27 protein-coding genes are annotated in these 25,586 nt (G+C 74.1%); 8 read left to right on the forward strand and 19 right to left on the reverse strand.

Features of this window, described 5'->3' with window-relative positions; genetic code table 11:
• Positions 1-8: 8 nt before the first annotated feature.
• The 13 genes from metK to pyrR all read right to left on the reverse strand — a co-directional run bounded on the left by metK (position 9) and on the right by pyrR (position 14,268).
• Positions 9-1,202 (reverse strand): methionine adenosyltransferase, encoded by a 1,194-nt coding sequence (gene metK, locus ACRB68_RS02210; RefSeq protein WP_328593640.1) that lies wholly within the window; start codon positions 1,200-1,202, stop codon positions 9-11.
• 149 nt (positions 1,203-1,351) lie between these two features.
• Positions 1,352-2,635 (reverse strand): bifunctional phosphopantothenoylcysteine decarboxylase/phosphopantothenate--cysteine ligase CoaBC, encoded by a 1,284-nt coding sequence (gene coaBC, locus ACRB68_RS02215; protein WP_153530606.1) that lies wholly within the window; start codon positions 2,633-2,635, stop codon positions 1,352-1,354.
• Positions 2,636-2,661: 26 nt separating this feature from the next.
• On the reverse strand, positions 2,662-2,916 hold the full coding sequence (gene rpoZ / locus ACRB68_RS02220; RefSeq protein WP_103563234.1) for a DNA-directed RNA polymerase subunit omega: 255 nt from the start codon (positions 2,914-2,916) through the stop codon (positions 2,662-2,664).
• Positions 2,917-2,940: 24 nt separating this feature from the next.
• Positions 2,941-3,531, reverse strand: a complete 591-nt coding sequence (gmk, locus tag ACRB68_RS02225) for a guanylate kinase (protein ID WP_153530607.1) — start codon at positions 3,529-3,531, stop codon at positions 2,941-2,943.
• A gap of 94 nt (positions 3,532-3,625) precedes the next feature.
• Positions 3,626-3,952 carry an integration host factor, actinobacterial type gene (gene mihF, locus ACRB68_RS02230; RefSeq protein ID WP_328593641.1) on the reverse strand — a complete coding sequence of 109 codons (327 nt, stop codon included), beginning with the start codon at positions 3,950-3,952 and terminating at the stop codon, positions 3,626-3,628.
• Between the two features lie 244 nt (positions 3,953-4,196).
• Positions 4,197-4,928: an orotidine-5'-phosphate decarboxylase gene (gene pyrF / locus ACRB68_RS02235; RefSeq protein ID WP_328593642.1), complete on the reverse strand. Its 732-nt coding sequence runs from the start codon at positions 4,926-4,928 to the stop codon at positions 4,197-4,199.
• Complete coding sequence (locus ACRB68_RS02240; protein WP_153530608.1) at positions 4,925-5,935, reverse strand: dihydroorotate dehydrogenase; 1,011 nt, start codon at positions 5,933-5,935, stop codon at positions 4,925-4,927. Before ACRB68_RS02240 ends, pyrF begins: the two co-directional genes overlap by 4 nt.
• A gap of 121 nt (positions 5,936-6,056) precedes the next feature.
• A complete protein-coding gene (locus tag ACRB68_RS02245) occupies positions 6,057-6,944 on the reverse strand; it encodes a dihydroorotate dehydrogenase electron transfer subunit (protein WP_328593643.1) in 888 nt (295 codons plus the stop codon).
• Positions 6,945-7,023: 79 nt separating this feature from the next.
• Complete coding sequence (gene carB, locus ACRB68_RS02250; protein ID WP_153530610.1) at positions 7,024-10,362, reverse strand: carbamoyl-phosphate synthase large subunit; 3,339 nt, start codon at positions 10,360-10,362, stop codon at positions 7,024-7,026.
• Positions 10,362-11,483 carry a glutamine-hydrolyzing carbamoyl-phosphate synthase small subunit gene (carA, locus tag ACRB68_RS02255; protein ID WP_328593644.1) on the reverse strand — a complete coding sequence of 374 codons (1,122 nt, stop codon included), beginning with the start codon at positions 11,481-11,483 and terminating at the stop codon, positions 10,362-10,364. Before carA ends, carB begins: the two co-directional genes overlap by 1 nt.
• Positions 11,480-12,769: a dihydroorotase gene (locus tag ACRB68_RS02260; protein WP_328593645.1), complete on the reverse strand. Its 1,290-nt coding sequence runs from the start codon at positions 12,767-12,769 to the stop codon at positions 11,480-11,482. The genes carA and ACRB68_RS02260 overlap by 4 nt, the downstream gene beginning before the upstream one ends.
• Entirely contained in the window at positions 12,766-13,710 is a 945-nt protein-coding gene (locus tag ACRB68_RS02265) for an aspartate carbamoyltransferase catalytic subunit (protein ID WP_328593646.1), read from the reverse strand. Before ACRB68_RS02265 ends, ACRB68_RS02260 begins: the two co-directional genes overlap by 4 nt.
• Complete coding sequence (pyrR, locus tag ACRB68_RS02270) at positions 13,711-14,268, reverse strand: bifunctional pyr operon transcriptional regulator/uracil phosphoribosyltransferase PyrR (protein ID WP_328594063.1); 558 nt, start codon at positions 14,266-14,268, stop codon at positions 13,711-13,713.
• 450 nt (positions 14,269-14,718) lie between these two features.
• On the opposite strand from pyrR, the gene bldD reads away from it, so the two are divergent.
• Positions 14,719-15,213 carry a transcriptional regulator BldD gene (bldD, locus tag ACRB68_RS02275; protein WP_021597992.1) on the forward strand — a complete coding sequence of 165 codons (495 nt, stop codon included), beginning with the start codon at positions 14,719-14,721 and terminating at the stop codon, positions 15,211-15,213.
• A 43-nt stretch (positions 15,214-15,256) separates the two neighbouring features.
• Here the strand turns inward: bldD and ACRB68_RS02280 are convergent, their stop codons facing one another.
• The 5 genes from ACRB68_RS02280 to ACRB68_RS02300 all read right to left on the reverse strand — a co-directional run bounded on the left by ACRB68_RS02280 (position 15,257) and on the right by ACRB68_RS02300 (position 20,028).
• The gene (locus ACRB68_RS02280; protein WP_328593647.1) at positions 15,257-16,702 is read right to left on the reverse strand and encodes an MFS transporter; all 1,446 of its coding nucleotides are present in this window, start codon (positions 16,700-16,702) and stop codon (positions 15,257-15,259) included.
• 74 nt (positions 16,703-16,776) lie between these two features.
• Positions 16,777-17,790: a lysylphosphatidylglycerol synthase transmembrane domain-containing protein gene (locus ACRB68_RS02285; RefSeq protein ID WP_153530611.1), complete on the reverse strand. Its 1,014-nt coding sequence runs from the start codon at positions 17,788-17,790 to the stop codon at positions 16,777-16,779.
• A gap of 308 nt (positions 17,791-18,098) precedes the next feature.
• The gene (locus ACRB68_RS02290) at positions 18,099-18,623 is read right to left on the reverse strand and encodes an SAV_6107 family HEPN domain-containing protein (RefSeq protein WP_153530612.1); all 525 of its coding nucleotides are present in this window, start codon (positions 18,621-18,623) and stop codon (positions 18,099-18,101) included.
• A gap of 309 nt (positions 18,624-18,932) precedes the next feature.
• A complete protein-coding gene (locus ACRB68_RS02295; RefSeq protein ID WP_153530613.1) occupies positions 18,933-19,106 on the reverse strand; it encodes a DUF1737 domain-containing protein in 174 nt (57 codons plus the stop codon).
• Positions 19,107-19,110: 4 nt separating this feature from the next.
• Positions 19,111-20,028: a LysR family transcriptional regulator gene (locus ACRB68_RS02300; RefSeq protein ID WP_328593648.1), complete on the reverse strand. Its 918-nt coding sequence runs from the start codon at positions 20,026-20,028 to the stop codon at positions 19,111-19,113.
• A gap of 90 nt (positions 20,029-20,118) precedes the next feature.
• On the opposite strand from ACRB68_RS02300, the gene ACRB68_RS02305 reads away from it, so the two are divergent.
• The 6 genes from ACRB68_RS02305 to ACRB68_RS02330 are packed head-to-tail and all read left to right on the forward strand — an operon-like array spanning position 20,119 to position 23,446.
• Complete coding sequence (locus ACRB68_RS02305; protein WP_153530615.1) at positions 20,119-20,697, forward strand: ATP-dependent Clp protease proteolytic subunit; 579 nt, start codon at positions 20,119-20,121, stop codon at positions 20,695-20,697.
• 29 nt (positions 20,698-20,726) lie between these two features.
• On the forward strand, positions 20,727-21,203 hold the full coding sequence (locus tag ACRB68_RS02310) for a YbaK/EbsC family protein (protein ID WP_153530616.1): 477 nt from the start codon (positions 20,727-20,729) through the stop codon (positions 21,201-21,203).
• Between the two features lie 30 nt (positions 21,204-21,233).
• Entirely contained in the window at positions 21,234-21,590 is a 357-nt protein-coding gene (gene arsC, locus ACRB68_RS02315) for an arsenate reductase (glutaredoxin) (protein ID WP_153530617.1), read from the forward strand.
• 53 nt (positions 21,591-21,643) lie between these two features.
• Positions 21,644-22,498: a hypothetical protein gene (locus tag ACRB68_RS02320; RefSeq protein ID WP_153530618.1), complete on the forward strand. Its 855-nt coding sequence runs from the start codon at positions 21,644-21,646 to the stop codon at positions 22,496-22,498.
• Between the two features lie 3 nt (positions 22,499-22,501).
• Positions 22,502-22,834 carry a hypothetical protein gene (locus ACRB68_RS02325; RefSeq protein WP_153530619.1) on the forward strand — a complete coding sequence of 111 codons (333 nt, stop codon included), beginning with the start codon at positions 22,502-22,504 and terminating at the stop codon, positions 22,832-22,834.
• A 9-nt stretch (positions 22,835-22,843) separates the two neighbouring features.
• Positions 22,844-23,446: a GNAT family N-acetyltransferase gene (locus ACRB68_RS02330; protein WP_328593649.1), complete on the forward strand. Its 603-nt coding sequence runs from the start codon at positions 22,844-22,846 to the stop codon at positions 23,444-23,446.
• Here ACRB68_RS02330 and metF read toward each other — a convergent pair.
• Positions 23,383-24,318, reverse strand: a complete 936-nt coding sequence (gene metF / locus ACRB68_RS02335; protein ID WP_153530620.1) for a methylenetetrahydrofolate reductase [NAD(P)H] — start codon at positions 24,316-24,318, stop codon at positions 23,383-23,385. The two genes, ACRB68_RS02330 and metF, sit on opposite strands and share 64 nt — an antisense overlap.
• A 158-nt stretch (positions 24,319-24,476) precedes the next feature.
• Here metF and ACRB68_RS02340 point away from each other — a divergent pair, with 158 nt between their 5' ends.
• The gene (locus ACRB68_RS02340) at positions 24,477-25,532 is read left to right on the forward strand and encodes a polyprenyl synthetase family protein (protein WP_153530621.1); all 1,056 of its coding nucleotides are present in this window, start codon (positions 24,477-24,479) and stop codon (positions 25,530-25,532) included.
• The last annotated feature ends 54 nt before the right edge of the window (positions 25,533-25,586 follow it).

Genomic DNA, 25,586 nt, shown 5'->3' on the forward strand with positions numbered 1-25,586 from the left:
ACGTACTGCTACAGGCCGGCGGCCGCGGCGAGGGCCTTGGCACGGTCGGTGGACTCCCAGGAGAAGTCCGGCTCCGGCCGGCCGAAGTGGCCGTAGGCGGCGGTCTGGGAGTAGATCGGGCGGAGCAGGTCCAGGTCGCGCACGATCGCGGCCGGGCGCAGGTCGAACACCTGCAGCACCGCCTCCTGGATCTTGGCGACGGGCAGCTTCTCGGTGCCGAAGGTCTCCACGAACACCCCGACCGGGTGCGCCTTGCCGATCGCGTAGGCGACCTGCACCTCGGCGCGGTCGGCCAGGCCGGCCGCGACGACGTTCTTGGCGACCCAGCGCATCGCGTACGCGGCGGACCGGTCGACCTTGGAGGGGTCCTTGCCGGAGAACGCGCCGCCGCCGTGGCGGGCCATGCCGCCGTAGGTGTCCACGATGATCTTGCGGCCGGTGAGGCCGGCGTCGCCCATCGGGCCGCCGATCTCGAAGCGGCCGGTCGGGTTCACCAGCAGCCGGTAGCCGGTGGTGTCCAGGTCGAACTCGCCGAGCACCGGGTCGACCACGTGCTCCTTGATGTCGGGGGTGAGCAGCTCCTTCAGGTCGATGTCGGGAGCGTGCTGGGAGGACACCACGACGGTGTCCAGGCGGACCGCGCGGTCGCCGTCGTACTCGATGGTGACCTGGGTCTTGCCGTCGGGGCGCAGGTAGGGCACGGTGCCGCTCTTGCGGACCGCCGACAGGCGGTGCGACAGCCGGTGCGCCAGCAGGATCGGCAGCGGCATGAGCTCGGGCGTCTCGTTGGTGGCGTACCCGAACATCAGGCCCTGGTCGCCGGCGCCCTGCCGGTCCAGGTCGTCCACGCCCTCGCCCTCGCGGGTCTCGTAGGCGTCGTCGACGCCCTGGGCGATGTCGGGCGACTGCGCGCCGATGGACACCGACACGCCGCAGGAGTTGCCGTCGAAGCCCTTCTTGGACGAGTCGTAGCCGATCTCCAGGATCTTCTCCCGGATGACGCCGGGGATGTCGACGTAGGTCTCGGTGGTCACCTCACCGGCGACGTGCACCTGGCCGGTGGTGATCATGGTCTCGACGGCGACCCGGCTCGTGGGGTCGTCCTTGAGCATCGCGTCCAGGATCGCATCGCTGATCTGATCCGCGATCTTGTCCGGGTGCCCCTCGGTGACGGACTCGGAGGTGAACAGGCGGCGAGACACGTACGTGAACTCCTTGCAGCGGCTGCTGACTGACGTCGCAGAGCGGATGGTTGTCGGCTCGGGCGGGGGAACGCCGGTCCCCGCCGGCTGGGGCCGGGTTTCCCACGAAGTCTATCGGGAAGGGCCTGCACGGTCGCTAGAGGCGCGGGTCACAGCGGCGGGACCCCCGGCGGGGCCAGCCGGGCCGCGACCTGGTCCCAGATCACGTCGGCGAGGTCCTCCTTGGGGCCGCGCGGCACCTGCACCGGCGCGGACCCGTCGGCGGCCAGGACGACCGCCTCGTTGTCGGGCCTGCCGAAGGTCAGCTCGGCGCCGACCTGGTTGACCACCAGCAGGTCGCAGCCCTTGCGGGCCAGCTTGGCCCGGCCGTTGGCCAGCACGTCGTGGGTCTCGGCGGCGAACCCCACGATCACCTGCCCGGGGTGCGGGCGGGCGCCGAGCTCGGCCAGGATGTCGGGGTTCTGGACCAGCCGGATCGGCTCGGGCCCCTCCCCCGGCGTCTTCTTGATCTTGGCGTCGCGGTAGTCGGCCGGCCGGAAGTCGGCCACGGCCGCGGCCATCACGACCGCGTCGGCGCCGTCGTCGGCCGCCGCGAGCACGGCCTTGCGCATGTCCTCGGCCGACTCCACCCGCACCACGCGCGCGCCGGCCGGGTCGGGCAGGGCGACGTTGGCCGCGACGAGGGTGACGCGCGCGCCCCGGGCGACCGCGGTGCGGGCGAGGGCGTAGCCCTGCAGGCCCGAGGAGCGGTTGCCGAGGAAGCGGACCGGGTCGAGCGCCTCGCGGGTGCCGCCCGCCGACACCACCACGTGGCGTCCGGCCAGGTCCCGCTCCCAGGCGCCCCATGGCGAAGCCACCTGCGCGCCCCGGGGGGTGTGGGGGGTCGCCCCCCCGCGGGCGAGGACGCGCCGGGCGACCTCGAACAGCTCGGCGGGGTCGGGCAGCCGGCCGGGGCCGGTGTCGGCGCCGGTGAGGCGGCCCGAGGCGGGGTCGACCACGACCGCGCCGCGCTCGCGCAGCGTCGCCACGTTGGCCTGCGTCGCGGGGTGCTCCCACATCTCGGTGTGCATCGCGGGCGCGAACACCACCGGGCACCGCGCGGTGAGCAGGGTGTTGGTGAGCAGGTCGTCGGCCAGGCCGTGCGCGGCCCGGGCCAGGGTGTTGGCGGTGGCCGGGGCCACGAACACCAGGTCGGCGGTCTGCCCGAGCCGGACGTGGGGCACGCCGGAGACCCCGTCCCACACCTGCGTGGCGACGGGGTTGCCCGACAGCGCGGCCCAGGTGGGCTCGCCGACGAAGCGCAGCGCGTCGGCCGTCGGGACGACGGTGACGTCATGGCCGGACTCGGTGAGCCGCCGCAGCAGCTCGCAGACCTTGTACGCGGCGATGCCGGCGGTGACGCCGAGCACCACCCGGGGCTTGGGGGAGGTCATGCCGAAATCCCCGGCGCGCGGCCGGATCAGCCCTCGACGGGCTCGGCGTGCAGGAGGCCCTCGCGCGTCTCACGCAGCGCGATCGACAGCGGCTTCTCCTGGACCTGCGTCTCGACGAGCGGACCGACGTACTCCAGCAGGCCCTCGCCGAGCTGGGCGTAGTAGGCGTTGATCTGCCGGGCGCGCTTGGCCGCGATGCTCACGAGGCCGTACTTGGTGTCGACGACCTCGAGCAGCTCGTCGATCGACGGGTTGGTGATGCCCTCGTTGCTGGCTGCCACTCGGTGGCCTTCCGCTAGATGTGCTTAAGGACGGACAGCCATCAAGGCTAGCAGCTCCCGGCACACGCCCTTGACGTCGTGGTTCACCAGCGTGACGTCGAACTCCTTCTCGGCGGCCAGCTCCACGCGGGCCGCGGCGAGCCGGCGCTCGATCACCGCGGGGGGCTCGGTGCCGCGCCCGGTGAGCCGGCGGACCAGCTCCTCCCAGGACGGCGGGGCCAGGAACACCAGCTGCGCGCCGGGCATGGTCTCGCGGACCTGGCGGGCCCCCTGCAGGTCGATCTCCAGCAGGACGGGCTCGCCCCGCTCCAGCCGCTCCTGGACGGGGCGGCGGGGGGTGCCGTAGCGGTTGCCGGCGAACTCGGCCCACTCCAGCAGCTCGCCCTCGGCGACGAGCCGGTCGAAACCGGCGTCGTCGACGAAGTGGTACTGCACACCGTTGATCTCACCCGGCCGCGGGGACCGGGTGGTCACCGAGACCGACAGCCACACCTGCGGGTGGGCCAGCCGGATCTCGGCGACGACCGTGCTCTTGCCGACGCCTGACGGACCGGAGAGAACCGTCAGCCGCCGGACAAGGGGGTCTTGCTCGGTGGAGCCGCCCGGCGCAGTCATGGGTGCACCGGAGCTGAACGGGATGGAGCCGGAGCCGGGCAGGCCCGGGCCGGCCGCGACGGCGGAGCCGTGGCGCCCGTTCGCGGTTCGGGGGTCAGTGCTTTCCACCGCCGCCGAACTCACGCTCCAGGGAGGCGCGCTGGTTGGCGCCGAGACCGCGCACGCGGCGGGACTCGGCGATGCCCAGGCGTTCCATGATCTGCTTCGCACGGACCTTGCCCACACCGGGCAGGGACTCCAGGAGGGCCGACACCTTCATCTTGCCGATGACGTCGTCGTCCTGACCGTCCTTGAGGACCTCGGCGAGCGAGGTCCCCCCGTGCTTCAGCCGGTTCTTAACCTCGGCACGCTCTTTGCGGGCCTTGGCAGCCTTCTCCAAGGCCGCGGCGCGCTGTTCGGGGGTTAGGGGCGGAAGAGCCACGCCGGGTCACCTCAGGTTTCCACTCGACGGAGTCGGACGGGACGGGAAACTAGCGAGTTCACGCCCCATAAGGCAACGTGAAGTGCCGTTTAGCCCGCCACAAAATCACGAAAATCACTCCTTGGGGTGTCCTGAATACAGAGTGTACCCAACTCGGGCCCTCCCGGCGGCCGCACCCGGTCCTTCCTGCGGCTTTCACAAGATCGTCGAAAAGCGTCCCGGAAGGCCCCGCGAGCGTTGCTCGTCACCCCTCACCGAGGGTGCTCGGAAGGACGCCCGGAACGGTCCGCCGGAGCGCCGCGGCGATGCCCGCGGCGGCGGCGCCGGGGTCGGCCGCGCCGGTGATCGGGCGGCCGATCACGAGGAGGTCGGCGCCGGCCGCCAGGGCCTGCTCGGGGGTGGCCACCCGCGCCTGGTCCTGGGTGTCGGCTCCGAGCGGGCGGACGCCCGGGGTGATGAGGGTGATGTCCGGGCCGACCTCCGCGCGGACCGCAGCGGCCTCCTGAGGCGAGCAGACGAGCGCCTGGGCCCCCGCGTCGACCGCGAGCGCCGCGAGCCGCCGTACGGCGTCTGAGGCCGGTCCGGCGAGGCCGACGTCGTCCAGGTCGGCGTCCTTGAGCGAGGTCAGCACCGTGACCGCCGCGATCTTGGTGTCGGGCGCGGCCTCCACCGCGGCCCGGATCATCGCGCCGCCGCCCGCCGCGTGCACCGTCAGGAAGGCCGGGCGCAGCCGCGCGACGGCGCGCGCGGCGCCCGCGACGGTCGCCGGGATGTCGTGCAGCTTCAGGTCCAGGAACACCTGGACCCGGCTCGCGCCGCGCACGCTGGCGACCACGTCGGGCCCGTAGCGCAGGTACAGCTCCAGGCCGACCTTGACGGTGCTGACGTGCGGGGTGACCAGGGTCGCCCAGCGGGCCGCCGTCTCCAGGTCGGGCGCGTCCAGGGCGACGGCGATGGGGGCGGGTCCAGCGGTCACGGCAGTCTCTCCTTCACTTCACCGGGCGCCGGGGCGGCCGGGCCGTCCGGTTCCGGGCGCACCTGCGGCGGCACGTGCCCGGTGGGTCTGTGGGCGAGCCCGACCGCGTCGGCGAGCCGGCCGACGCGGCGCGCGGCCAGGGCCTCGTCCAGCTCGCGCAGGATGCGCGGGGCGGCGGCCGGGTCGTGGAACAAGGTGGTGCCGACGGCGACGGCGCTCGCGCCCGCCAGGATGAACTCCAGCGCGTCCAGGCCGGTGGCGACGCCGCCGACGCCGATGATCGGGGTGCGCGGCAGCGCGGCGTGCACCTGGTAGACGCAGCGGATCGCGATCGGCCGGATCGCCGGGCCCGACAGGCCGCCGGACACGCCGGTGAGGGCGGGCCGCAGCGTCCGCGGGTCGATCGCCATGCCCTCGACGGTGTTGATCAGCGTGAGGCCGTCGGCGCCGGCGTCGACGCAGGCGAGCGCGATCGTGACGATGTCGGTGACGTCGGGGGTGAGCTTGGCCAGGACCGGCACCCCCGGCCGCGCGTGCGAGCGCACGGCGCGCACCACCGAGGCGGCGGCGCCGGGGTGCCAGGCGAACATCCGGCCGCGGTCCTGCACGTTCGGGCAGGCCACGTTGACCTCGATGGCGGCGACGCCGGGCACCTCGCGCAGCCGCCGGGCCAGCTCGGCGAACTCCTCGACGCTGTCGCCGGCGATCGACACGATCACCGGCACGTCCTGCTCGGCCAGCCAGGGCAGCTCGTGCTCCAGGAAGCCCTCGATGCCCGGCCCGGGCAGGCCCATGGCGGTGAGCAGGCCGCTCGGCGTCTCGGCGGCGCGCGGGGTGGGCCGCCCGGCGCGGGGCCGGGTCATCACCGAGGTGGTGACGAACGCGCCCAGCCTGCCGAGCTCGGTGAACTGGGCCAGCTCGCGGCCGGTGCCGCCGCAGCCGGACGCGGTCAGGATCGGGTTGGCCAGCTCCAGGCTCCCGATCCGGGTGCGCACGCGCGTGCTCATTGCCTCGCCTCCGCTCGGCGGCTCGCCGCCCCTTCACACGCCGTCTTCCCTCGTCGCTCTGGTCGCAAGCTCCCGCCGCTCCTCAGTCCAGACGACGCGGGGCGGCTCGCGGGCGTGGAGGTCACTTGCCGCTCCCTTCGGGGACGCCGAGCACGCGGGGCGCCCCGAGCGCGTCGAACGGGATGGTGCCAAGGTCGCCCCAGCGGACGCGGTCGCCGCGCAGCACCGGGCCGTCGGCGCAGGCCCGCACCATCCGGGTCACCCCGTCCTCGCCGTGGATCGGCAGCACGCACGTCATGCAGACGCCGATGCCGCAGGCGCCGGTGCGCTGCAGGAACTCCTCCACCGACACCTGCGAGGGCAGGCCGTACTCGCCGGCGACCCGGGTGACCGGGCGCAGCAGCGCGGTCGGGCCGCAGGCGTACACCACGTCGGCGCCGGTCTCGGCGATGACGCGCGGCATGACCTCGGGGACGGTGCCGGTCTCCCCCACCGAGCCGTCCTCGGTAGTGACGGTCGCGCTGTCGCCGATGCGCTGCGCCATCCGCGACCCGAACACCTGGCGGCCGGTGCGGCCGCCGAGCAGGAAGTGCACCTGGCAGCCGCGCCGCTGCAGGGTGTCGGCGAGCGCGAACAGCGCCGAGCCGCCGGGGCCGCCGCCGACCAGCAGGCAGCTGACCGGGTCGCGGGGCAGCCGGAACGGGCGGCCGAGCGGGCCGAGCACGTCGACCTTGTCGCGGGAGCGGCGGCCGGCCAGCCACGCGGTGCCCGGCTCGGTGTCGGCGAACACGATCTCGACGGTGCCGCCGTAGTCGGGCTTGACCTCGTACACCCCGAAGCAGCGGCGGACCAGGCGGCCCGAGTGCTCGCCGCCGACGGCGAGCGCCACGAACTGGCCGGGCCGGAACCCCTCGGCGATCGCCGGCGCCACCAGCGTCATCGCGTGGTAGTCCTGCACCTGGCGGACCGTCAGCACCGTCCCCGACGTCTGCACCGGTGTATCGGACACCCGCTCTCCCTCTCCGTCGTCGTACAGCCGGGCCGGGCACCGCCGCGCGGCGCCCGGCCCGGCCCAGGCCGGCGGGGCGTCACCCCTGCCCGAGCACCCCGTGCGCGCCGCGCAGCCGCTCGGCGTGCTCCTGCAGGGAGCGCACCCCGACCAGGCCGGCCGCGATGGCCTCGATGCCCTGGACGGCGGCGGCGAGGCCCTGCACCGTGGTCACGCACGGTACGCCGCGCAGGACCGACGCGGTGCGGATCTCGTAACCGTCCAGGCGCGGCCCCGACTGGCCGGGGCTGCCGAACGGAGTATTGACGATGAGGTCCACCTCGCCGTCCAGGACACGCTGCACGATGGTCGGCTCGCCGTCCGGCCCGGGGCCGGCGCTGTGCTTGCGCACGATCTTGGCACGCACGCCGTTGCGCCGCAGGACCTCGGCGGTCCCCTCCGTGGCAAGAATCTCAAAGCCCAGGTCAGCAAGGCGCTTCACCGGAAAGATCATGTGCCGCTTGTCCCGGTTCGCCACCGACACGAACACCCGGCCCTTGGTCGGCAGCGGGCCGTAGGCGGCCTGCTGCGACTTGGCGTAGGCGGTGCCGAAAACCTCGTCGATGCCCATGACCTCGCCGGTCGAGCGCATCTCCGGCGACAGGATCGTGTCGACGAAGCGGCCCTCGCGGTCGCGGAACCGCTCGAACGGCAGCACCGCCTCCTTGACCGCGATCGGCGCGTCCAGCGGCAGCGAGCCGCCGTCGCCGGACTCGGGCAGCAGGCCTTCTGCGCGCAGCTCGGCGACGGTGGTGCCCATCATCACCCGGGCCGCGGCCTTGGCCAGCTGCACCGCGGTCGCCTTGGACACGAACGGCACGGTCCGCGAGGCGCGCGGGTTGGCCTCCAGGACGTACAGGACGCCCGCCGACAGCGCGTACTGGACGTTCATCAGCCCGCGCACGCCGATGCCCTTGGCCAGGGCCTCGGTGGACTCGCGGATGCGGCGGACGTCGTCGTGGCCGAGGGTGATCGGCGGCAGCGCGCACGCCGAGTCGCCGGAGTGGATGCCGGCCTCCTCGATGTGCTCCATGACGCCGCCGAGGTAGAGCTCCTCGCCGTCGTACAGGGCGTCCACGTCGATCTCGATGGCCTCGTCCAGGAACCGGTCGACCAGCACCGGGTGGTCGGGGCTGGCGTCGGTGGCCTTGGCCATGTACGACTCCAGCGTGGCGTCGTCGTACACGATCTCCATGCCGCGGCCGCCGAGCACGTAGGACGGCCGCACCAGCACCGGGTAGCCGATCTCGGCGGCGATCTCGCGGGCCTCCTCGTAGGAGGTGGCGGTGCCGTGCTTGGGCGCCAGCAGCCCGGCGCGGTGCAGCACCCGGCCGAACGCGCCGCGCTCCTCGGCCAGGTGGATGCTCTCGGGGCTGGTGCCCACGATCGGCACGCCGGCGTCCTTGAGCTTGCGCGCCAGGCCGAGCGGGGTCTGGCCGCCCAGCTGGACGATCACGCCCGCGACGGTGCCGGACTGCTGCTCGGCGTGCACCACCTCCAGGACGTCCTCCAGGGTGAGCGGCTCGAAGTACAGCCGGTCGGAGGTGTCGTAGTCGGTGGAGACCGTCTCGGGGTTGCAGTTGACCATGACGGTCTCGTAGCCGGCGTCGGCGAGCGCGAACGAGGCGTGCACGCAGGAGTAGTCGAACTCCACGCCCTGCCCGATCCGGTTCGGCCCGGACCCGAGGATGATCACCTTGGGCTTGGCGCCCGGCGGGACCTCGGTCTCCTCGTCGTAGGCCGAGTACAGGTAGGGCGTCTGCGCGGCGAACTCGGCGGCGCAGGTGTCCACGGTCAGGTAGACCGGGCGGATGCCGAGGGCGTGCCGCAGCTCGCGCACGACCTCCTCGCTGAGGCCGCGCAGCTCGCCGATCTGGGCGTCGGAGAAGCCGTGCCGCTTGGCGCGCAGCAGCTTGTCCCTGGTCAGCGCGTCCTCGGCGGTGCGGATCTCCTCGGCGATCTCGTTGATGCCGGCGATCTGGTCGATGAACCACGGGTCGATGTGGGTCGCCTCGTAGACCTGCTCGGTCGTGGCGCCCGCGGCGAGGGCCCGCTGGACGTCGCGGACGCGGCCGTCGTGCGGGTGGCGCGCCGACTCCAGCAGCGCCTCGGGGTCGCCGAGATCGCCCGCCCAGGAGAAGACGGTGTTCTTCTGCTCCAGCGAGCGCAGCGCCTTCTGCAGCGCCTCGGTGAAGTTGCGGCCGATGGCCATCGCCTCGCCGACCGACTTCATGTGGGTGGTGAGGGTGCCGTCGGCGCCGGGGAACTTCTCGAACGCGAACCGGGGCACCTTGACCACGACGTAGTCCAGGGCCGGCTCGAACGACGCCGGGGTCTCGGCGGTGATGTCGTTCGGGATCTCGTCCAGGGTGTAGCCGATGGCCAGCTTGGCGGCGATCTTGGCGATCGGGAAGCCGGTGGCCTTGGACGCCAGCGCCGAGGAGCGCGACACCCGCGGGTTCATCTCGATGACGATCATCCGGCCGGTGCCGGGCTCGACCGCGAACTGGATGTTGCAGCCGCCGGTGTCGACGCCGACCTCGCGGATGACCGCGATCGCCACGTCCCGCATGTTCTGGTACTCGCGGTCGGTGAGCGTCATCGCGGGCGCGACCGTGATGGAGTCGCCGGTGTGCACGCCCATCGGGTCGAAGTTCTCGATGGAGCACACGATGACCACGTTGTCGGCGCGGTCGCGCATGACCTCCAGCTCGTACTCCTTCCAGCCGAGGATGGACTCCTCCAGGAGCACCTCGCTGGTCGGGGACGCGTCCAGGCCGGCGCCGGCGATGCGGCGCAGGTCGGTCTCGTCGTGGGCGAAGCCCGAGCCGGCGCCGCCCATGGTGAACGACGGGCGGACGACCACCGGGTAGCCGAGCTCGCCGGCGGCGGCCAGGCACTCGTCCATGGTGTGGCAGATCAGCGACCGGGCGGAGGCGGCGTTCAGGCCCTGCTCGCGGGCGACCTTGGCCACGACCTCCTTGAACTTCTCCCGGTTCTCGCCGGCCTGGATGGCCGCGACGTCGGCGCCGATCAGCTCGACGCCGTACTTGGCCAGCACGCCGTTCTCGTACAGCGAGATGGCGGTGTTGAGGGCCGTCTGGCCGCCCAGCGTGGGCAGCAGCGCGTCCGGCCGCTCCTTGGCGATGATCTTCTCGACGACGTCCGGGGTGATCGGCTCGACGTAGGTGGCGTCGGCGATCTCGGGGTCGGTCATGATCGTGGCGGGGTTGCTGTTGACCAGCGTGACCCGCAGGCCCTCGCTCTTCAGCACCCGGCACGCCTGGGTGCCGGAGTAGTCGAACTCGGCGGCCTGGCCGATGACGATCGGCCCCGAGCCGATGACCAGGACGCTCTTGAGGTCTTCGCGGCGCGCCATTACTTCGACCCCTCCATGATCTCGCAGAAACGGTCGAACAGGCCGGTGGCGTCGTGCGGGCCCGCCGCCGCCTCCGGGTGGTACTGGACGCTGAAGCCGGGCCGGTCCAGCAGCCGCAGCCCCTCGACGCAGTCGTCGTTGAGGTTGACGTGGCTGACCTCGGCGCGGCCGTAGGGGGTGTCGAACGGGCCGTCCAGCGGCGCCTTCACGGCGAAGCCGTGGTTGTGCGCGGACACGTCGACCTTGCCGGTCGTGCGGTCCTGGACGGGCTGGTTGATGCCCCGGTGCCCGAACCGCAGCTTGTAGGTGCCGAGGCCGAGGGCGCGCCCGAAGATCTGGTTGCCGAAGCAGATGCCGAAGAACGGCGTGCCGGCGTCCAGCACGCCGCGCAGCGCCGCGACGGGCCCCTCGGCGGTGGCCGGGTCGCCCGGCCCGTTGGAGAAGAACACCCCGTCGGGGTTCACCGCGAGGATGTCCGCGGCGGTCGCGGTGGCGGGCAGCACGTGCACCTCGCAGCCGCGCTCGGCCATGCGGTGCGGCGTCATCGCCTTGATGCCGAGGTCGACGGCGGCGACGGTGAAGCGCTTCTCGCCGATCGCCGGGACGACGTAGGTCTCGGTGGTGGACACCTCGCGGGCCAGGTCGGCGCCCTCCATCGCGGGGCTCGCCTGCACCTTGGCCAGCAGCTCGGCCTCCGGCGCCGCGGCGGCGTCGCCGCTGAAGATCCCGGCGCGCATCGCGCCGCGGTCGCGCAGGTGCCGGGTGAGCGCGCGGGTGCCGGGCATCGCGATGCCGACGACGCCCTGCTCGCGCAGCGCCGAGCCGAGCGAGCCGGTGGCGCGCCAGTTGGACGCCACCCGGGCCGGCTCGCGCACCACGTAGCCGGCGACCTGGATGCGCGCCGACTCGGCGTCCTCGCCGTTGACGCCGGTGTTGCCGATGTGCGGGGCGGTCATCGCCACGATCTGGCGGGCGTAGGAGGGGTCGGTGAGGGTCTCCTGGTAGCCGGTCATGCCGGTGTTGAAGACGATCTCACCGAGGGTCTCCCCCTCGGCCCCGTACCCGACGCCATGGAAGACGCGGCCGTCCTCCAAGACCAGCAGTGCGGGGGTCTGGGTCACTGAAGCTTCCCTTCGAGTACGGTCGGCGTGCCGCGCAGGAACGTGGCGATGACGCGGCCCGGCAGCTCCAGCCCCGCGAACGGGGTGTTGCGGCTCTTGGAGGTCATCGCCGCCGGGTCCACGGCGCGGCGCGGCGACGGGTCGTACAGCGTGATGTTGGCGGGCGAGCCGGCCTCCAGCGGACGACCCTGTCCGGAGAGGCGGCCGATGCGGGCGGGGGCGAACGACATCCGGTCGGCGACCCCGGCCCAGTCCAGCAGATCGGTCTCGATCATGGCCTCCTGGACCACCGCGAGCGCGGTCTCCAGGCCGATCATGCCCATCGCGGCGACCGCCCACTCGGTCTCCTTGGCCTCGACCGGGTGCGGCGCGTGGTCGGTGGCCACGCAGTCGATCGTGCCGTCGGCCAGGGCGTGGCGCAGCGCGGTGACGTCGTCGGCGGTGCGCAGCGGCGGGTTCACCTTGAAGATCGGGTCGTAGGACCCGGCCCGGGTGTCGTCCAGGAGCAGGTGGTGCGGGGTGACCTCGGCGGTGACCTGGCAGCCCTTGCTCTTGGCCCAGCGGATGATCTCCACCGAGCCGGCCGTGGAGACGTGGCAGACGTGCAGCCGCGAGCCGACGTGCTCGGCCAGCAGCACGTCCCGGGCGATGATCGCCTCCTCGGCGACCGCGGGCCAGCCGCGCATGCCGAGCGCGGCCGACATCTCGCCCTCGTTCATCTGCGCGCCCTCGGTGAGGCGCGGCTCCTGGGCGTGCTGGGCGACGACGCCGTCGAAGGCCTTCACGTACTCCAGCGCACGGCGCATGATGACCGCGTCGGAGACGCAGTGGCCGTCGTCGGAGAACACCCGGACCCGCGCGGCCGAGTCGGCCATCGCGCCGAGCTCGGCGAGCCGCTCGCCGGCGATGCCGCGGGTGACCGCGCCGACCGGGTGCACGTCGCAGTAGCCGGCCTCGCGGCCGAGCCGCCACACCTGCTCGACGACGCCCGCGGTGTCGGCGACCGGGTCGGTGTTGGCCATCGCGTGCACGGCGGTGTAGCCGCCCATCGCGGCGGCCCTGGTGCCGGACTCGACGGTCTCGGCGTCCTCGCGGCCGGGCTCGCGCAGGTGGGTGTGCAGGTCCACCAGGCCGGGCAGCGCGACCAGGCCGTCGGCCTCGACGACCTGCGCGCCGGCGGCGGCGAGGCCGGTGCCGACCTCGGCGATCCCGCCGTCGCGGATCGCGATGTCGGCGGGCTCGCCGCCGAGGATCCGGGCGCCCTTGATGATGTACGTGGTGCTCACTTGCCGGAGACCTCCTTGCCGATGGCGGGCTCCGAGCCGCCGAGGAGCAGATAAAGGACGGCCATGCGCGCGCTGACGCCGTTGGCGACCTGCTCGACGATGGTCGAGCGGACCGAGTCGGCGACCTCCGCGGCGATCTCGACGCCGCGGTTCATCGGGCCGGGGTGCATGACGATGGCGTGCTCGGGCAGCTGCGCCATCCGGTCGCCGTCCAGGCCGTAGCGGCGCGAGTACTCGCGCACGGTCGGGAAGTAGGAGGCGTTCATCCGCTCGTGCTGGACGCGCAGCATCATCACCACGTCGCTCTTCGGCAGCACCGCGTCCAGGTCGTAGGAGACCCGGCAGGGCCAGGTGTCGACCGCGACCGGGACCAGCGTCGGCGGGGCGACCACGGTGACGTCGGCGCCGAGGGTGTCGAGCAGCAGCACGTTGGAGCGGGCCACCCGGCTGTGCAGCACGTCGCCGACGATGGTGACCTTGCGGCCCTCCAGCCCGCCGAGGCGGCGGCGCATGGTGAAGGCGTCCAGCAGCGCCTGCGTCGGGTGCTCGTGGGTGCCGTCGCCGGCGTTGATGACGCTGCCCTGCACCCAGCCGGCCAGGCGGTGCGGCGCGCCCGAGGCGGGGTGGCGGATGACGACGCCGTCGGCGCCCATCGCCTCCAGGGTGAGCGCGGTGTCCTTCAGGCTCTCGCCCTTGGAGACGCTGGAGCCCTTGGCGGAGAAGTTGATGACGTCCGCCGACAGCCGCTTGGCGGCCGCCTCGAACGAGATGCGGGTGCGGGTGGAGTCCTCGTAGAACAGGTTCACCACGGTGCGGCCGCGCAGCGTCGGCAGCTTCTTGATGGACCGGTCCGACACCTGCGCGAGCTCCTCGGCGGTGTCCAGGACGAGCAGCGCGTCGTCCTTGGACAGGTCCGCCGCGGAGATGAGATGGCGCTTCACTTACTTGTCCCCCTTCGGGCCGAGGAGCACCGCGTCGCGGTCGTCGTTCTCGGCCAGCAGGACCTTCACGGTCTCGCGCATCGAGGTGGGCAGGTTCTTGCCCACGTAGTCGGCGCGGATCGGCAGCTCGCGGTGGCCGCGGTCGACCAGCACGGCCAGCTGGACCGCGCGCGGGCGGCCGAGGTCGTTCAGCGCGTCCAGGGCGGCGCGCACGGTGCGGCCGGAGAACAGCACGTCGTCGACCAGCACGACGACGCGGTCGTCGATGCCGGCGGCGGGCAGCTCGGTGCGGCCGAGCGCGCGGGCGGGCTTCATCCGCAGGTCGTCGCGGTACATGGTGACGTCCAGCGAGCCCCAGGGCACCGGCCGTCCCTCGACCTCGCGCAGCGCCTCGGCCAGGCGCTCGGCGAGGGTCACCCCGCGGGTCTGGATGCCGAGCAGGACCACGTCGTGGCCGCCCTTGGTGCGTTCGAGGATCTCGTGCGCGATCCGGGTCAGCGCGCGCCGGATGTCGGGGCCCTCCAGAACGGCCTTGGGCCGGGGGTCACCGTCCGCCACGCGCGCCTCGGCCGGGTCGTCCGGCCTTTGGGCAGCATTCACCGCCGAAACCTCCTTTCCCGCCTCACGGGACGGGTCTTAAAGGACGCCTTGTCCCCCTCACCGTAGCAGCCCCCCTCCGCTGCCCTGTTTCCAGTATGCGGTCATCGTCCCTGGTGAAAGGGGTCACACCGGCGCGCGGGAGGGTACGGGAAGGGCCTGGCGCCAGGCCCTTCGGGCCGGTGCCGCGGCGGGCCGCCGGGGTCCGGGCGACCCCGGCGGAGACCTGCGGATTCGACCGCTTTTTTCCAATCGGCTTGACCTGGGGCCGTCCCCGTTTTACCGTCACTGTCCGTAACCATCCCTGGAGACGGGGCTCCGAGGCCGGAACGCCTCGCCGCACCGCCTCCCCCCGGCCGGCCCGGCCGGGGGCCCGTGAACGACGACCAAAGTGAGCCTGGGGGGCCGCAAATGCCGTCTGAATACGCTAAGGCTCTCGGCGCGCGCCTGCGCGCCATCCGCACCCAGCAGGGCCTGTCCCTGCACGGAGTGGAGGAGAAGTCCCGCGGCCGCTGGAAGGCCGTCGTCGTGGGTTCGTACGAGCGGGGCGACCGCGCCGTCACCGTTCAGAAGCTGGCCGAGCTCGCCGATTTCTACGGCGTGCCGGTCTCCGAGTTGCTGCCCGGCGGAGCCGCGCCGAGCCCGCTCGGGCCTACGCCCAAGCTCGTCATCGACCTTGAGCGCCTGCAGCAGCTTCCGAAGGACAAGGCCGGTCCCCTCGCCCGCTACGCCGCGACGATCCAGAGCCAGCGGGGCGACTACAACGGAAAGGTCCTGTCCATCCGTCAGGAGGACCTGCGATCGCTCGCGGTCATCTATGACAAGTCCCCGACCGAGCTGACCGAGGAGCTGATCGGCTGGGGCGTGCTGGACCCGGAGGCGCGGCGCGCCGTCGAGTCCTTCTGATCACCGGCCGGACCCCATCGGGCTGAGGCGTCCCCCTGTCGCCTCAGCCGCCGAACGATGTTCGGGGCCTCCGCGGACACGTCCGCGGGGGCCCTGTCCGTTCTGCGGGCTCCTCAGGGCCGTCCAGGGACCTGCGGCGGGGCGCCACCAGCGCCAGCACCAGCACCGCCGCCATCAGCGCGGCGCTGACCGCGAACCCGAGCGTGAAGCCGCCCTCGGTGGGCGGGCCGCCCGCGGTGACCGCCGACGCGGCCACGATCACGGCGCTGACCTGGGTGCCGAGCGAGGCGCCGACCGTCCGCACCAGGGTGTTGACGCCGGTCGCCACCCCCGTCTGCTCCGCCTCCACCGCCGCGACCACCAGGTTCGCCACGGCCGCGTAGGCGAGGCCGAGGCCGATCCCGCGCGCGACGCCGCCCGCGTACAGCTGCCACATGGCCGCGTGCCGGAGCGCCACGAAGGCGTAGCCGCCGCCGGTGAGGACGGCCCCGGCCAGCAGCACGCCGCGCGACCCGAGCCGGCGGTCCAGCAGCCCGGCGCTCATCCCGGCCGCCGTCATCGCGGCGCTCGCCGGCAGCTGCAGCAGCGCGGCCTGGGTGGCGGTGCCGCCGAACCCGGTGCCGCGCGGGAGCTGGACCAGCAGCGGGAACAGCACGCCGCCCGCCATCAGCGCGTAGCCCGACAGCAGGGAGGCGGCGTTGGCCGTCCAGACGCCGCGGCGGCGCATCAGCCGGGGGTCGACCAGCGGCTCGGCGACGCGCGTCTCCACCCACAGCCACAGCGCCGCGAGCGCGGCGGCGAGGCCGAGCAGGCCGAGGACGCCGGGCGAGGCCCAGCCCCAGGACATGCCCTGGGTGAGCGCGGTGAGCGCGGCGACCAGCCAGCCGGCGAACAGCGCCGCGCCCCACCAGTCGATCCGCGCGCCGGCCCGCGGCGGCGACGCGGGAACGATCCACCAGGCGGCCAGCGCGGCCGGGACGAGCCCGGCGACCGGCACCCACAGCAGCCACCGCCAGCCGAGATGGTCGATGACCGGCCCGGCCAGGCACCAGGAGATCGCGCCGCCGAGGCCGAGCATCGAGGACATCAGGCCGATCGCCGACGCGGTCCGGGCGGGCGGGAAGACCTCCCGGATGATGGTGTAGGCGAGCGGGAAGACGCCGCCGCCGATGCCGCCGAGCGCCCGGCCGGCCAGCATCACCGGCAGCGTCGTCGCGCAGGCGGCCACCACCATGCCGGCGGTGGCGACGGCGAGCACGATCAGCAGCACCCGGCGCGGGCCGTACAGGTCGCCGAGGCGGCCGGTGACCGGCGTGGACACCGCGGCCGACAGCGTCATCGCGGTGAGCGCCCAGGCCGCCCCGGCCGGGGTGGTGCGCAGGCCGTGCTGGAGCAGCGGCAGCGCGGGCGTGACGACGGCCATCGACAGCGAGTAGGCCATCATGCCGAGGAAGGCCAGCAGCGGCACCAGGGCCCGCCCGCCACGCACCACAGCCGTCCCGCCCTTCCGCTCGCCGCGACAACGCTCTCATACCGCCATAAAGCGGAAGAACACCGGTGACGTCAGAGGACGCGGCGACGGGACAGGTACGCGAACGCGGCGATGCCCGGTGGCAGCGCGCCCCAGAACGTCACCAGCCGGAAGCCGAGGGCGGCGCCGAGCGCGGGCGCGGCCGGGACGCCGCCGAGGACCAGGCCCGCCGTCATCACCACCTCGGTCGAGCCGATCCCGTTCGGCGCCGGCAGCAGCGCGGCCAGGGTGGTGACGAGCATGTACACCACCAGCACGCTCCCCGGCCCCATCCGCACGCCGAGGGCGCGCAGCATCGCGTACAGGGTGAGGGCGTTCAGCGCCGGCAGCGCGAGCGCGCCGAGCCAGAGGCCGGCCGCCCGGCCCCGGTGCGCGGCGACGGCGCGGACGGCGAGCATGTCGGCGGCGATCCGCGCGCGCAGGCCGCGCGCGAGGCGGCGGGCGCGCCGGGCGCCGTCCCGCCGGGTCAGCCAGAACGCCAGCAGCGCGCAGCCGAGGCCGAGGACGATCAGCACGGCGCCGGCCGGCACGGGCCCGCTCCACGCCGCGTCCGGCGCCGGGCGCCAGTCGCTCCACCGCTCGGTGGCGCGCCGCCACCCGGCCGGCGCGGCCGGCAGCGAGGCGAGCAGGTACAGCACGCGGGCCACGCCGGCCGCGAGGCCCATCAGCAGGAACACGCCCACGATCTCGCCCGTGTTCAGCCCCTCGCGGCGCAGGTAGCGGATGTAGACCGCGGCCCCGGCGCCGGGGACCGGGCTCACCCCGGTGACCGCGAACTGCACGCCGATCAGGCGCCCGGGACCCGGCCGCACCCGCATCGAGCCGTACTGCATGCCGAGGGCGGCGATCCAGGTGGCGGCGTTGGCCGCCAGCCCGGCCGCCACCCACGCCGGGTCGGCGCCCGCCAGGCTGCGCACGCCCGCCTCGACCGTCTCCCACTGGCCGACCGCGAGCGCGACCGTCAGCGCGATGACGCCCGCCGTCACCGCCAGGCGGAGCCGCGCCGCCCAGCGGGGCGGCGCGACGACGGCCTGCGCGGTGTCCATGTGCCGGTGAACGCCGGAGCGCCCCGCCGCGTTCCAGGATGCCCTGGCCGGCCCGCCAGTGCCCCGGCAGCACGGCCTCGCGGCCACCCAAAAGGCACCACCCAGGAGCCGCACTCCCGCCCCGTAACGCACACGTGGGCGGCGTCACTTCACAGAAAGGCGCCGCCGCTGGGACCAGAGCCCGGGGGGTGAGCTCTGGTGCCAGCGGCGGCGCGGCCGGGGTCGCGCTGCCGCCCGCTGATGAGGAGAGCGGCGGCGGCCTGTCCCGGCCATGGGTGGACGGCCTCACCAAAGGGGGAGGGCGGCCGTCACACGGCCCGGATGTCGGTGACGGGCAGGGGGTCGGCGGCGGGGAGGGTGGGCTGGCTGGTGACGCCGAGGGTGTCCTCGACGAGGGTGACGAAGACGTCGGCGTCGTGCAGGAGGTCGTCGGCCTCGCGCGGGTTCACCGCGCGGGGCAGGCCCGCCTCGGCGGCGGCGCGCTTGTCGGCGCCGGCGGCGAAGAAGGCGGCCCACTCCCGCAGGGCGGGCTCGGCCTCGGGCAGCAGCACCCACACGCTGCGGGGGCGGCCCCGGCGCGGCGGGTCGACCGACCCCTTGGCGGTGAGGACGGCCGCGGCGGCGCGCAGGGCGGCCAGGTGGGCGCAGACATAGCGGACCGCGGGCGAGGTCGCCTCGGCGGCCTCGGCCAGGCTCATCCGGGCCGAGCGCAGCTGGCCCACCGCCGTGCGGGCCGGCCGCGGCGCCGGAAGCGGACGGGGGGACGGGGCCGGCGGCGGGCCACCGGGGCGCGCCGCGGCGCGGGCGCCGTGGTCGTTCGTCGTGCCGGACATGGTGCCTCCTTCCGGGGCTCGGGCCGGCCGGGCGGAGAGCTTCCCCTCACCCCGCCCGGCCGTCCGTCCCGCCGAGGCCGTCGCGCGCACGGTCTCGGCGGGGACGTCGCCCTGGCACGGGCCGCGAGTCCCGTACCACGTCGAACATAGGTTCGACGCATTCACAGTAAACCCGCCGGACGGCGATTCGTCAATGCGTTCGAACAGGTGCCGCCACCCTCCGCGATCACACTGATGATCGCGCAGGTCAGCGGCCCGCATCCAGGAGAACACCGGGGTCTGACATTTTCGGCTCGCGCAGCGGCGCGGTCACCCGGCGTCAGGGCGGACCAGGGCCTGGGCCACGATCACCCGGGCCCCGTCGAACGTCAGGGCCGGGGAGCCGTGCAGCTCGTACCCCGCGGCGAGCAGGTCGCTGACCCGCGCGCAGAACTCCGCGTCGTCGGGGCCGGTGAGGACGCGGTAACGAAGATCGTTTGTCATGCGCTCAGGTTACGTAGCCGGCGGGCGCCCAGCTCGCGGCGTCCGGCGGGGCGGGCACCGGCAGCAGCGCGAGCAGGCGGCGCAGCGCCGGGGAGCCGTCGCCCGCCCGCCACAGCACGCACCAGGGGGCGAGCGGCACCGGGTCCACCAGGCGGATGCGGCGCAGCCCCGAGCCGGGCGGGATCGGGATGCCCGCCTCACCGAGCGCGACCGCGGTGCGCTCGCGGGCGACCAGCTCGGCGTAGTGCCGCTGGCCCACGGCGGGCTCGACGAACCGGATCGGCACGCCGAAGTGCCCGGCCAGCCGGGTCAGGAACGCGGTGGACTCGACCGCCCCCTCCCCCGGGTCGGGCATCACCACGCCCGGCAGGTCGGCCGGGCGCAGCTCGCCGGACTCCGCGAGCGGGTGGTCCTCGCCGACGTAGGCGTGCATCGGCTCCAGGTGGACGAGCCGGCAGTCGATCCCGGCGGGACGCCCGGGCAGGTCGTGCGCCTGCCCGAAGGCGGCGTCGATCTCCCCGCCGCGCAGCGCGGGCAGCGCCCGGGCGAGCCCCTGGCGCATGCTCGGCTCGATCCGCAGGGCCGGGTCGCGGTCCAGGGCGGCGCGCAGCAGCCGGATGGGGCTGAACCGCTCGTCGTAGACGTCCACCCGCAGCCGGGCGGGCTCGCGGACCGCGCCGACGGCGGCGTCGAACGCGGTGAGCGCGGCGCGGGCGAGGGGCAGCAGCCGGGCGCCCGCGCCGGTCAGCTCGACCCGGCGGGTGGTGCGCTCGAACAGCGGCACGCCGAGGGCCTCCTCCAGGCGGCGGACGCGCTTGGACAGGGCCTGCTGGGTCAGGAACAGCCGCGCGGCCGCCCGGCCGAAGTGCATCTCGTCGGCGGCGGCGACGAAGGCCCGCAGGCCCGGGATGTCGGCGTCCACGCCGCCCATTGTGTTCCACAACCCGTGGTTGTCAATCCGGCGGAAAGACTTGTTGGACATGCGCGCTGAGCTGCGGATTCACTGACGGCCATGACGACCGACATCCCTGCCTCCCTCACCCCCGACGTGTTCCATCGGCTGCTGCGGCAGCGCATCGTCTTCCTCGGGCAGCAGGTCGACGACGAGATCGCCAACCGGCTCTGCGCCGAGATCCTGCTGCTGTCGGCCGAGGACCGGCACCGCGACATCCACCTGTACATCAACTCGCCCGGCGGCTCGGTCACCGCGGGCATGGCCATCTACGACGTCATGCAGTACGTCCCGAACGACGTGGCGACGCTGTCGCTCGGCTTCACCGCGTCCATGGGCCAGTTCCTGCTCTGCGCGGGCGCGCCGGGCAAGCGGTACGCGCTGCCGCACGCGAGCATCCTGATGCACCAGCCGTCGGGCGGCATCGGCGGCACCGCCTCCGACGTCACCATCCAGGCCCGGCACATGCTGGAGACCAAGCGGCTGATGCAGCGGCTGATCGCCGGGCACACCGGGCAGAGCGTCGAGCGGATCGAGGCCGACTCCGACCGCGACCGGTACTTCACCGCCGAGGAGGCCCGCGAGTACGGCTTCGTCGACCAGGTCGTGCGCACCGCGCCCGAGGTTCTGGCGGCCTGAGGGGTAGGTTCCGCCCTAAAGTGCTGCCCATGCATCCGAACGTCGAACGTGTCGCCGCCGCCCTGCGCGCCCAGGGCGCGGCCGGCGAGATCGTGCACCTGCCCGAGGCGGCCTCCACCGCGCAGCTGGCCGCCGAGCAGATCGGCTGCCCGGTCGGCGCCATCGCCAACAGCCTGATCTTCGACGCGGACGGCGCGCCGCTGCTGGTGCTGACCAGCGGCGCGCACCGGGTGGACACCGCCCGGGTCGCCGCGCTGGTCGGCGCGGCGAAGGTGAGGCGGGCCGCCCCCGAGTTCGTCCGCGCCGCGACCGGGCAGGCGATCGGGGGCGTGGCGCCGGTCGGCCACCCCGCGCCGGTCCGCACCCTCGTGGACACCTGGCTGGACAAGCACGAGGAGGTCTGGGCGGCGGGCGGCATCCCGCACACCGTCTTCCCGACCACCTACGCCGAGCTGCTGCGCATCACCGGCGGCGAGCCCGCCGAAGTGGGGAAAGACGATGACTGAGACCGAGAGCCGCCGAGCGGAGGCGAGGCAATGAGCACCGAGATCTGGCACAACCCCCGCTGCTCCAAGAGCCGCGCCGCCAAGGCCGCGCTGGACGAGGCCGGCGTGGCCTACACCGAGCGGCGCTACCTGGACGACCCGCCCACCGCGGCCGAGCTGGACGCGGTGCTGGCCAAGGCGGGCGTGGAGCCGTGGGACGCGGCGCGCCTCGGCGAGCCGGCCGCCAAGGAGCTGGGCCTGAAGAACCTGGAGCACGACCGGGCCAGGTGGATCGAGGTGCTGGCGGCCCATCCGGCGCTGATCCAGCGGCCGATCGTGGTGACGGAGCGGGACGCGGTGATCGCGCGCGATCCCGAATCGGTGCGCCGGGCCCTCGACAGCGCGTGAGACGAGTGTGATTCTGGGGAGTCGACCGAGGAACTCCCACCTCCGGAGGGGCGATGACCGCGCAGATGCGCACCGGCCCGGCCGCGCGTGACGCCGAGTTCCGGGGGATCGACCCGCCCGCGCTGAACGCGCTGATCAAGCAGGTCACCGAGGCGAACGCGGCGATCCGGAGCTGGCTGGGGGCGCACCGGCCGCCGCCGGGCGTGGCCGCGACCGGCTACCGGCAGGCCGACCAGGTGGCGCAGTGGGCGTCCGAGCAGCTCGGCATGCTGAGCCGACGCTACAGCTTCGCCGTCACGCACCCCGACCCGGGCGGCGGGGTGACGCCGCCGCCCGCGGTGCCCCCGCCGAGCTCGGGCGCGCCGAAGACCGGCGGCGGCACGGGCGGCGGCGCGCCGCACCGGACGCCCGCGCCGCGCCCGCCGAAGCGCGCCGCCGCGCCGCCGCACCGGCGGGGCGCGGGCGACGACCTCGGCAACTTCCCGACCCGGCAGGCCGCCGCGAAGGCCGCGCGGGCCGACGCGCTGGCGGTGGCGGCCGCGGTCCAGGACCACAAGCCGGTCCCGGGCGAGGTCTGGAAGCACCTGAAGGCCAACGCCGACGACCCCGACTACACCGAGAAGCTGTACGAGCGGCTCGGCCCGGCGGGCGCCGCCGGGCTGCTGAAGGCCGCGCACGGCGACCAGGCGCGGCTGAAGGTGATCGAGGAGTCGCTCGGGACGGCGAGCCACCACCTGGCGATGGACGCCAAGTGGCTGCGGGCGTTCCTGGCCGAGGCCGACCGGGCCGGGGTGCGGCCGGTCGCCGTCCAGGTGCTGACCGGCGCCGACATGAGCGCGCGGACCCGGCAGGCGGTCGCCGGGCTGCGCCTGAAGGCCGCCGCGCCGTCCGGCCGCGAGGAGGGCTGAGCCATGGCCGTGCCGCCGCCTCCCGGGAGCCTGCCGCCGCCGCTGACGGGCGCGGCCGCCGCCGCGCTCGGGCCGGCCGAGCAGCCGAACCCCGCCTACCAGCAGCTCTACCAGGCCTACGCCGACGCCTACGGAGGCATCGACCGCCTCCGCCGGGCGCTGGACCCGGCCGTGAAGACGCTCGGCGGCACCGACGCCTGGCTCGGGCCCGAGGCGCGCGCGTGGGGCGCGCAACTGGAGGAGCAGCGCGGTGACCTGCGCAAGGCCGCCGACCAGATCCTGTGGGACATCTACGCCCGGCTGTCGGCGACCCAGCGGACCGTTCCCCGGGTCTAATCTCTAGGCGTGAGGGAGCCGAAGCTGCGCGAGATCGACGACCGCGCCTTCCTGCGGCGCCTGCACCCGATCCTCCAGGTGTACGCGGCCGCCATGAGACCACCGCCCGACCAGTTGCCGGGCCGGCACACGATCATGGCGCGGCACGCCGCCTACCCGCGGTTCCGGGCGCTGGTCGCCGAGCGGGCCCGGTCGCTGCCCGGGCTCGGCGGGACGGTGCGCGGCTTCGCCTACGGTTTCCACGGCGAGCGCGGCCAGTGGTGGCACGACGTGGTCTTCCAGGCGCTGGTCGCGACCGGCGGCGCCGAGCACGCCGCGCACTGGCTGGCCGACCCGTTCGAGGTGGCCGAGCTGCACGTGCACCCCGAGGAGCAGGGGCGCGGGCTCGGGCGCGGGCTGCTCACCGCCCTGTGCGAGGGCCGGACCGAGCGGACGGTGGTGCTGTCCACGCTGGACCTGGACCCCGGGTCGCCCGCCCGGCGGCTCTACCGCTCGGTGGGCATGGTCGACCTGCTCACCGGCTTCGACTTCCCCGGCGGCGGGCCGCCCTACGCCGTCATGGGCGGGACGCTGCCGCTCGCGCCGTACCGGTCGCCGTCCAGCAGCCCGTAGACCTCGCGGGTCGCGGTCGACTTGTTGAAGGTGATGAAGTGGATGCCGGGGGCGTCCTGGTCCAGCAGCTCCTGGCACACCTCGGCGGCGTGCTGGACGCCGAGCCGCCGCACCGCCTCGGGGTCGTCGGCGACGGCCTCGAACCGCTTGCGCACCTCGTCGGGGAACGGCGCGCCGGACAGCTGCTCGGACCGCTCGATGGTGCTCAGCCGGGTGACCGGCATGATGCCCGGGATGATCGGTATGTCGCAGCCGGCGGCGGCGACGCGGTCGCGCAGCCGGAAGTAGTCCTCGGCGCGGAAGAACATCTGGGTGATCGCGTAGTCGGCGCCCGCGCGGCACTTGGCGACGAAGTGGCGGGTGTCGTCCTCGATCGTGCGCGACCGGGGGTGCTTGTAGGGGAAGGCCGCGACGCCGACGCAGAAGTCGCCGTAGGAGCGGATCATCCGGACCAGCTCGTCCGCGTACTCGATCCCGTCGGGGTGCTTGACCCACTCGCCCATCGGGTCGCCGGGCGGGTCGCCGCGCAGCGCCAGGATGTTGCGCACGCCGACCGAGGCGAACCGGCCGATGAGGTTGCGCAGCTCGGCCTGGGAGTGGTTGACCGCGGTGAAGTGCGCGACCGGGGTGAGCGTGGTCTCGGTGGCGATCCGCTCGACGATGTCGACGGTGGTGTCGCGGGTGCCGCCGCCGGCCCCGTAGGTGACCGACACGAACGTCGGCTGCAGGGACTCCAGCTCGCGGACGGCCCGCCACAGGTTCCGCACGCCCTGCTCGGACTTGGGGGGCAGGAACTCGAAGGAGAACGACCGCCCGCCGCGGGCGAGCAGCTCGCGGATGGTGGGGGTGCGTTCGGCCCGGGCATGTCGCATTCGCTCAGCCTACAGAACGACCCTCCGGTGGTGGCGACCCCGTGACCGGTCGCACCGGCCACCACGGGTCACTACCATTGGGCGACTTTTCGGTTCTGAGATGCTTTACACCAATAACAGCCGACATGCCCCGGGGACCGACTGCATATGATCACCGCATGCCCATGAGCAGCATCCGCAAAGAGATCGACGAGGCGCTGCTGGCGTTCGTCGACCGCCAGCGCCCGGGACTGCTCGCCATCGGCGACGACCTGGCGCCTTTGCTGTCGGCCCTGGACGTCCTGCTGGCGGGCGGCAAGCGGCTGCGCCCGGCCTTTTGCTACTGGGGCTGGCGCGCGGCGGGCGGGCACGAGGCGCAGGACGGCATCGTCGACGCCGCCGCCTCGCTGGAGCTGCTGCAGGCCAGCGCGCTGATCCACGACGACGTGATGGACTCCAGCGACACCCGCCGGGGGCAGCCCTCGGTGCACCGCCGCCTGGAGGCGATGGCCCGCGACGCCGACTGGCCGGGCGCCGCCGCACCGTTCGGCGAGGGCGCCGCGGTGCTGCTCGGCGACCTGTGCCTGTCGTGGTCGGGCGAGATGTACGAGCGCAGCGGCCTGGCCGCCGACCGGCTCGCGCTCGGCCGCCCGGTGTACGACCTGATGCGCACCGAGGTGATGTGCGGGCAGTACCTGGACCTGCTGGAGGGCGCGCGCGGCGGCGGCTCGGTGGAGGCCGCGCTGCGCGTGGTGGAGTACAAGAGCGCCAAGTACACCATCGAGCGGCCGCTGCACCTCGGCGCCGTCCTCGCCGGCGGTGACGAGGCGGTGGTGGACGCCCTGCGCGGCTACGGCCTGCCGCTCGGCATCGCCTTCCAGCTGCGCGACGACGTGCTCGGGGTGTTCGGCGACCCGGCCGAGACCGGCAAGCCCGCGGGCGACGACCTGCGCGAGGGCAAGCGCACGGTGCTGATCGCGCTGACCCTGGAGCGCGCGGACGCCGCGCAGGCCGCGCTGGTCGAGCGCCGGCTCGGCGATCCGGCGCTGGACGCGGCGGGCGTGGCCGAGCTGCGCGAGGTCATCGCCGGCACCGGCGGGCTGGCCGCCTGCGAGGCGATGATCGACCGGTACGCCGAGCAGGCCGGGCGGGCCCTGGCGGACGCGCCGATCGCGCCCGGCGCGCGCGGCGCGCTCGGCGAGCTGGCGGTCGCGGCGACCGCCCGGCAGTCCTGACGCCCCGCAGGGGGTTCCCCCTGGCGCGTGTGTCGAAAGTGACACGATCCGGCC

This window comes from Actinomadura macrotermitis (genome assembly GCF_009604375.1).
GTDB classification, from domain to species: domain Bacteria; phylum Actinomycetota; class Actinomycetes; order Streptosporangiales; family Streptosporangiaceae; genus Spirillospora; species Spirillospora macrotermitis.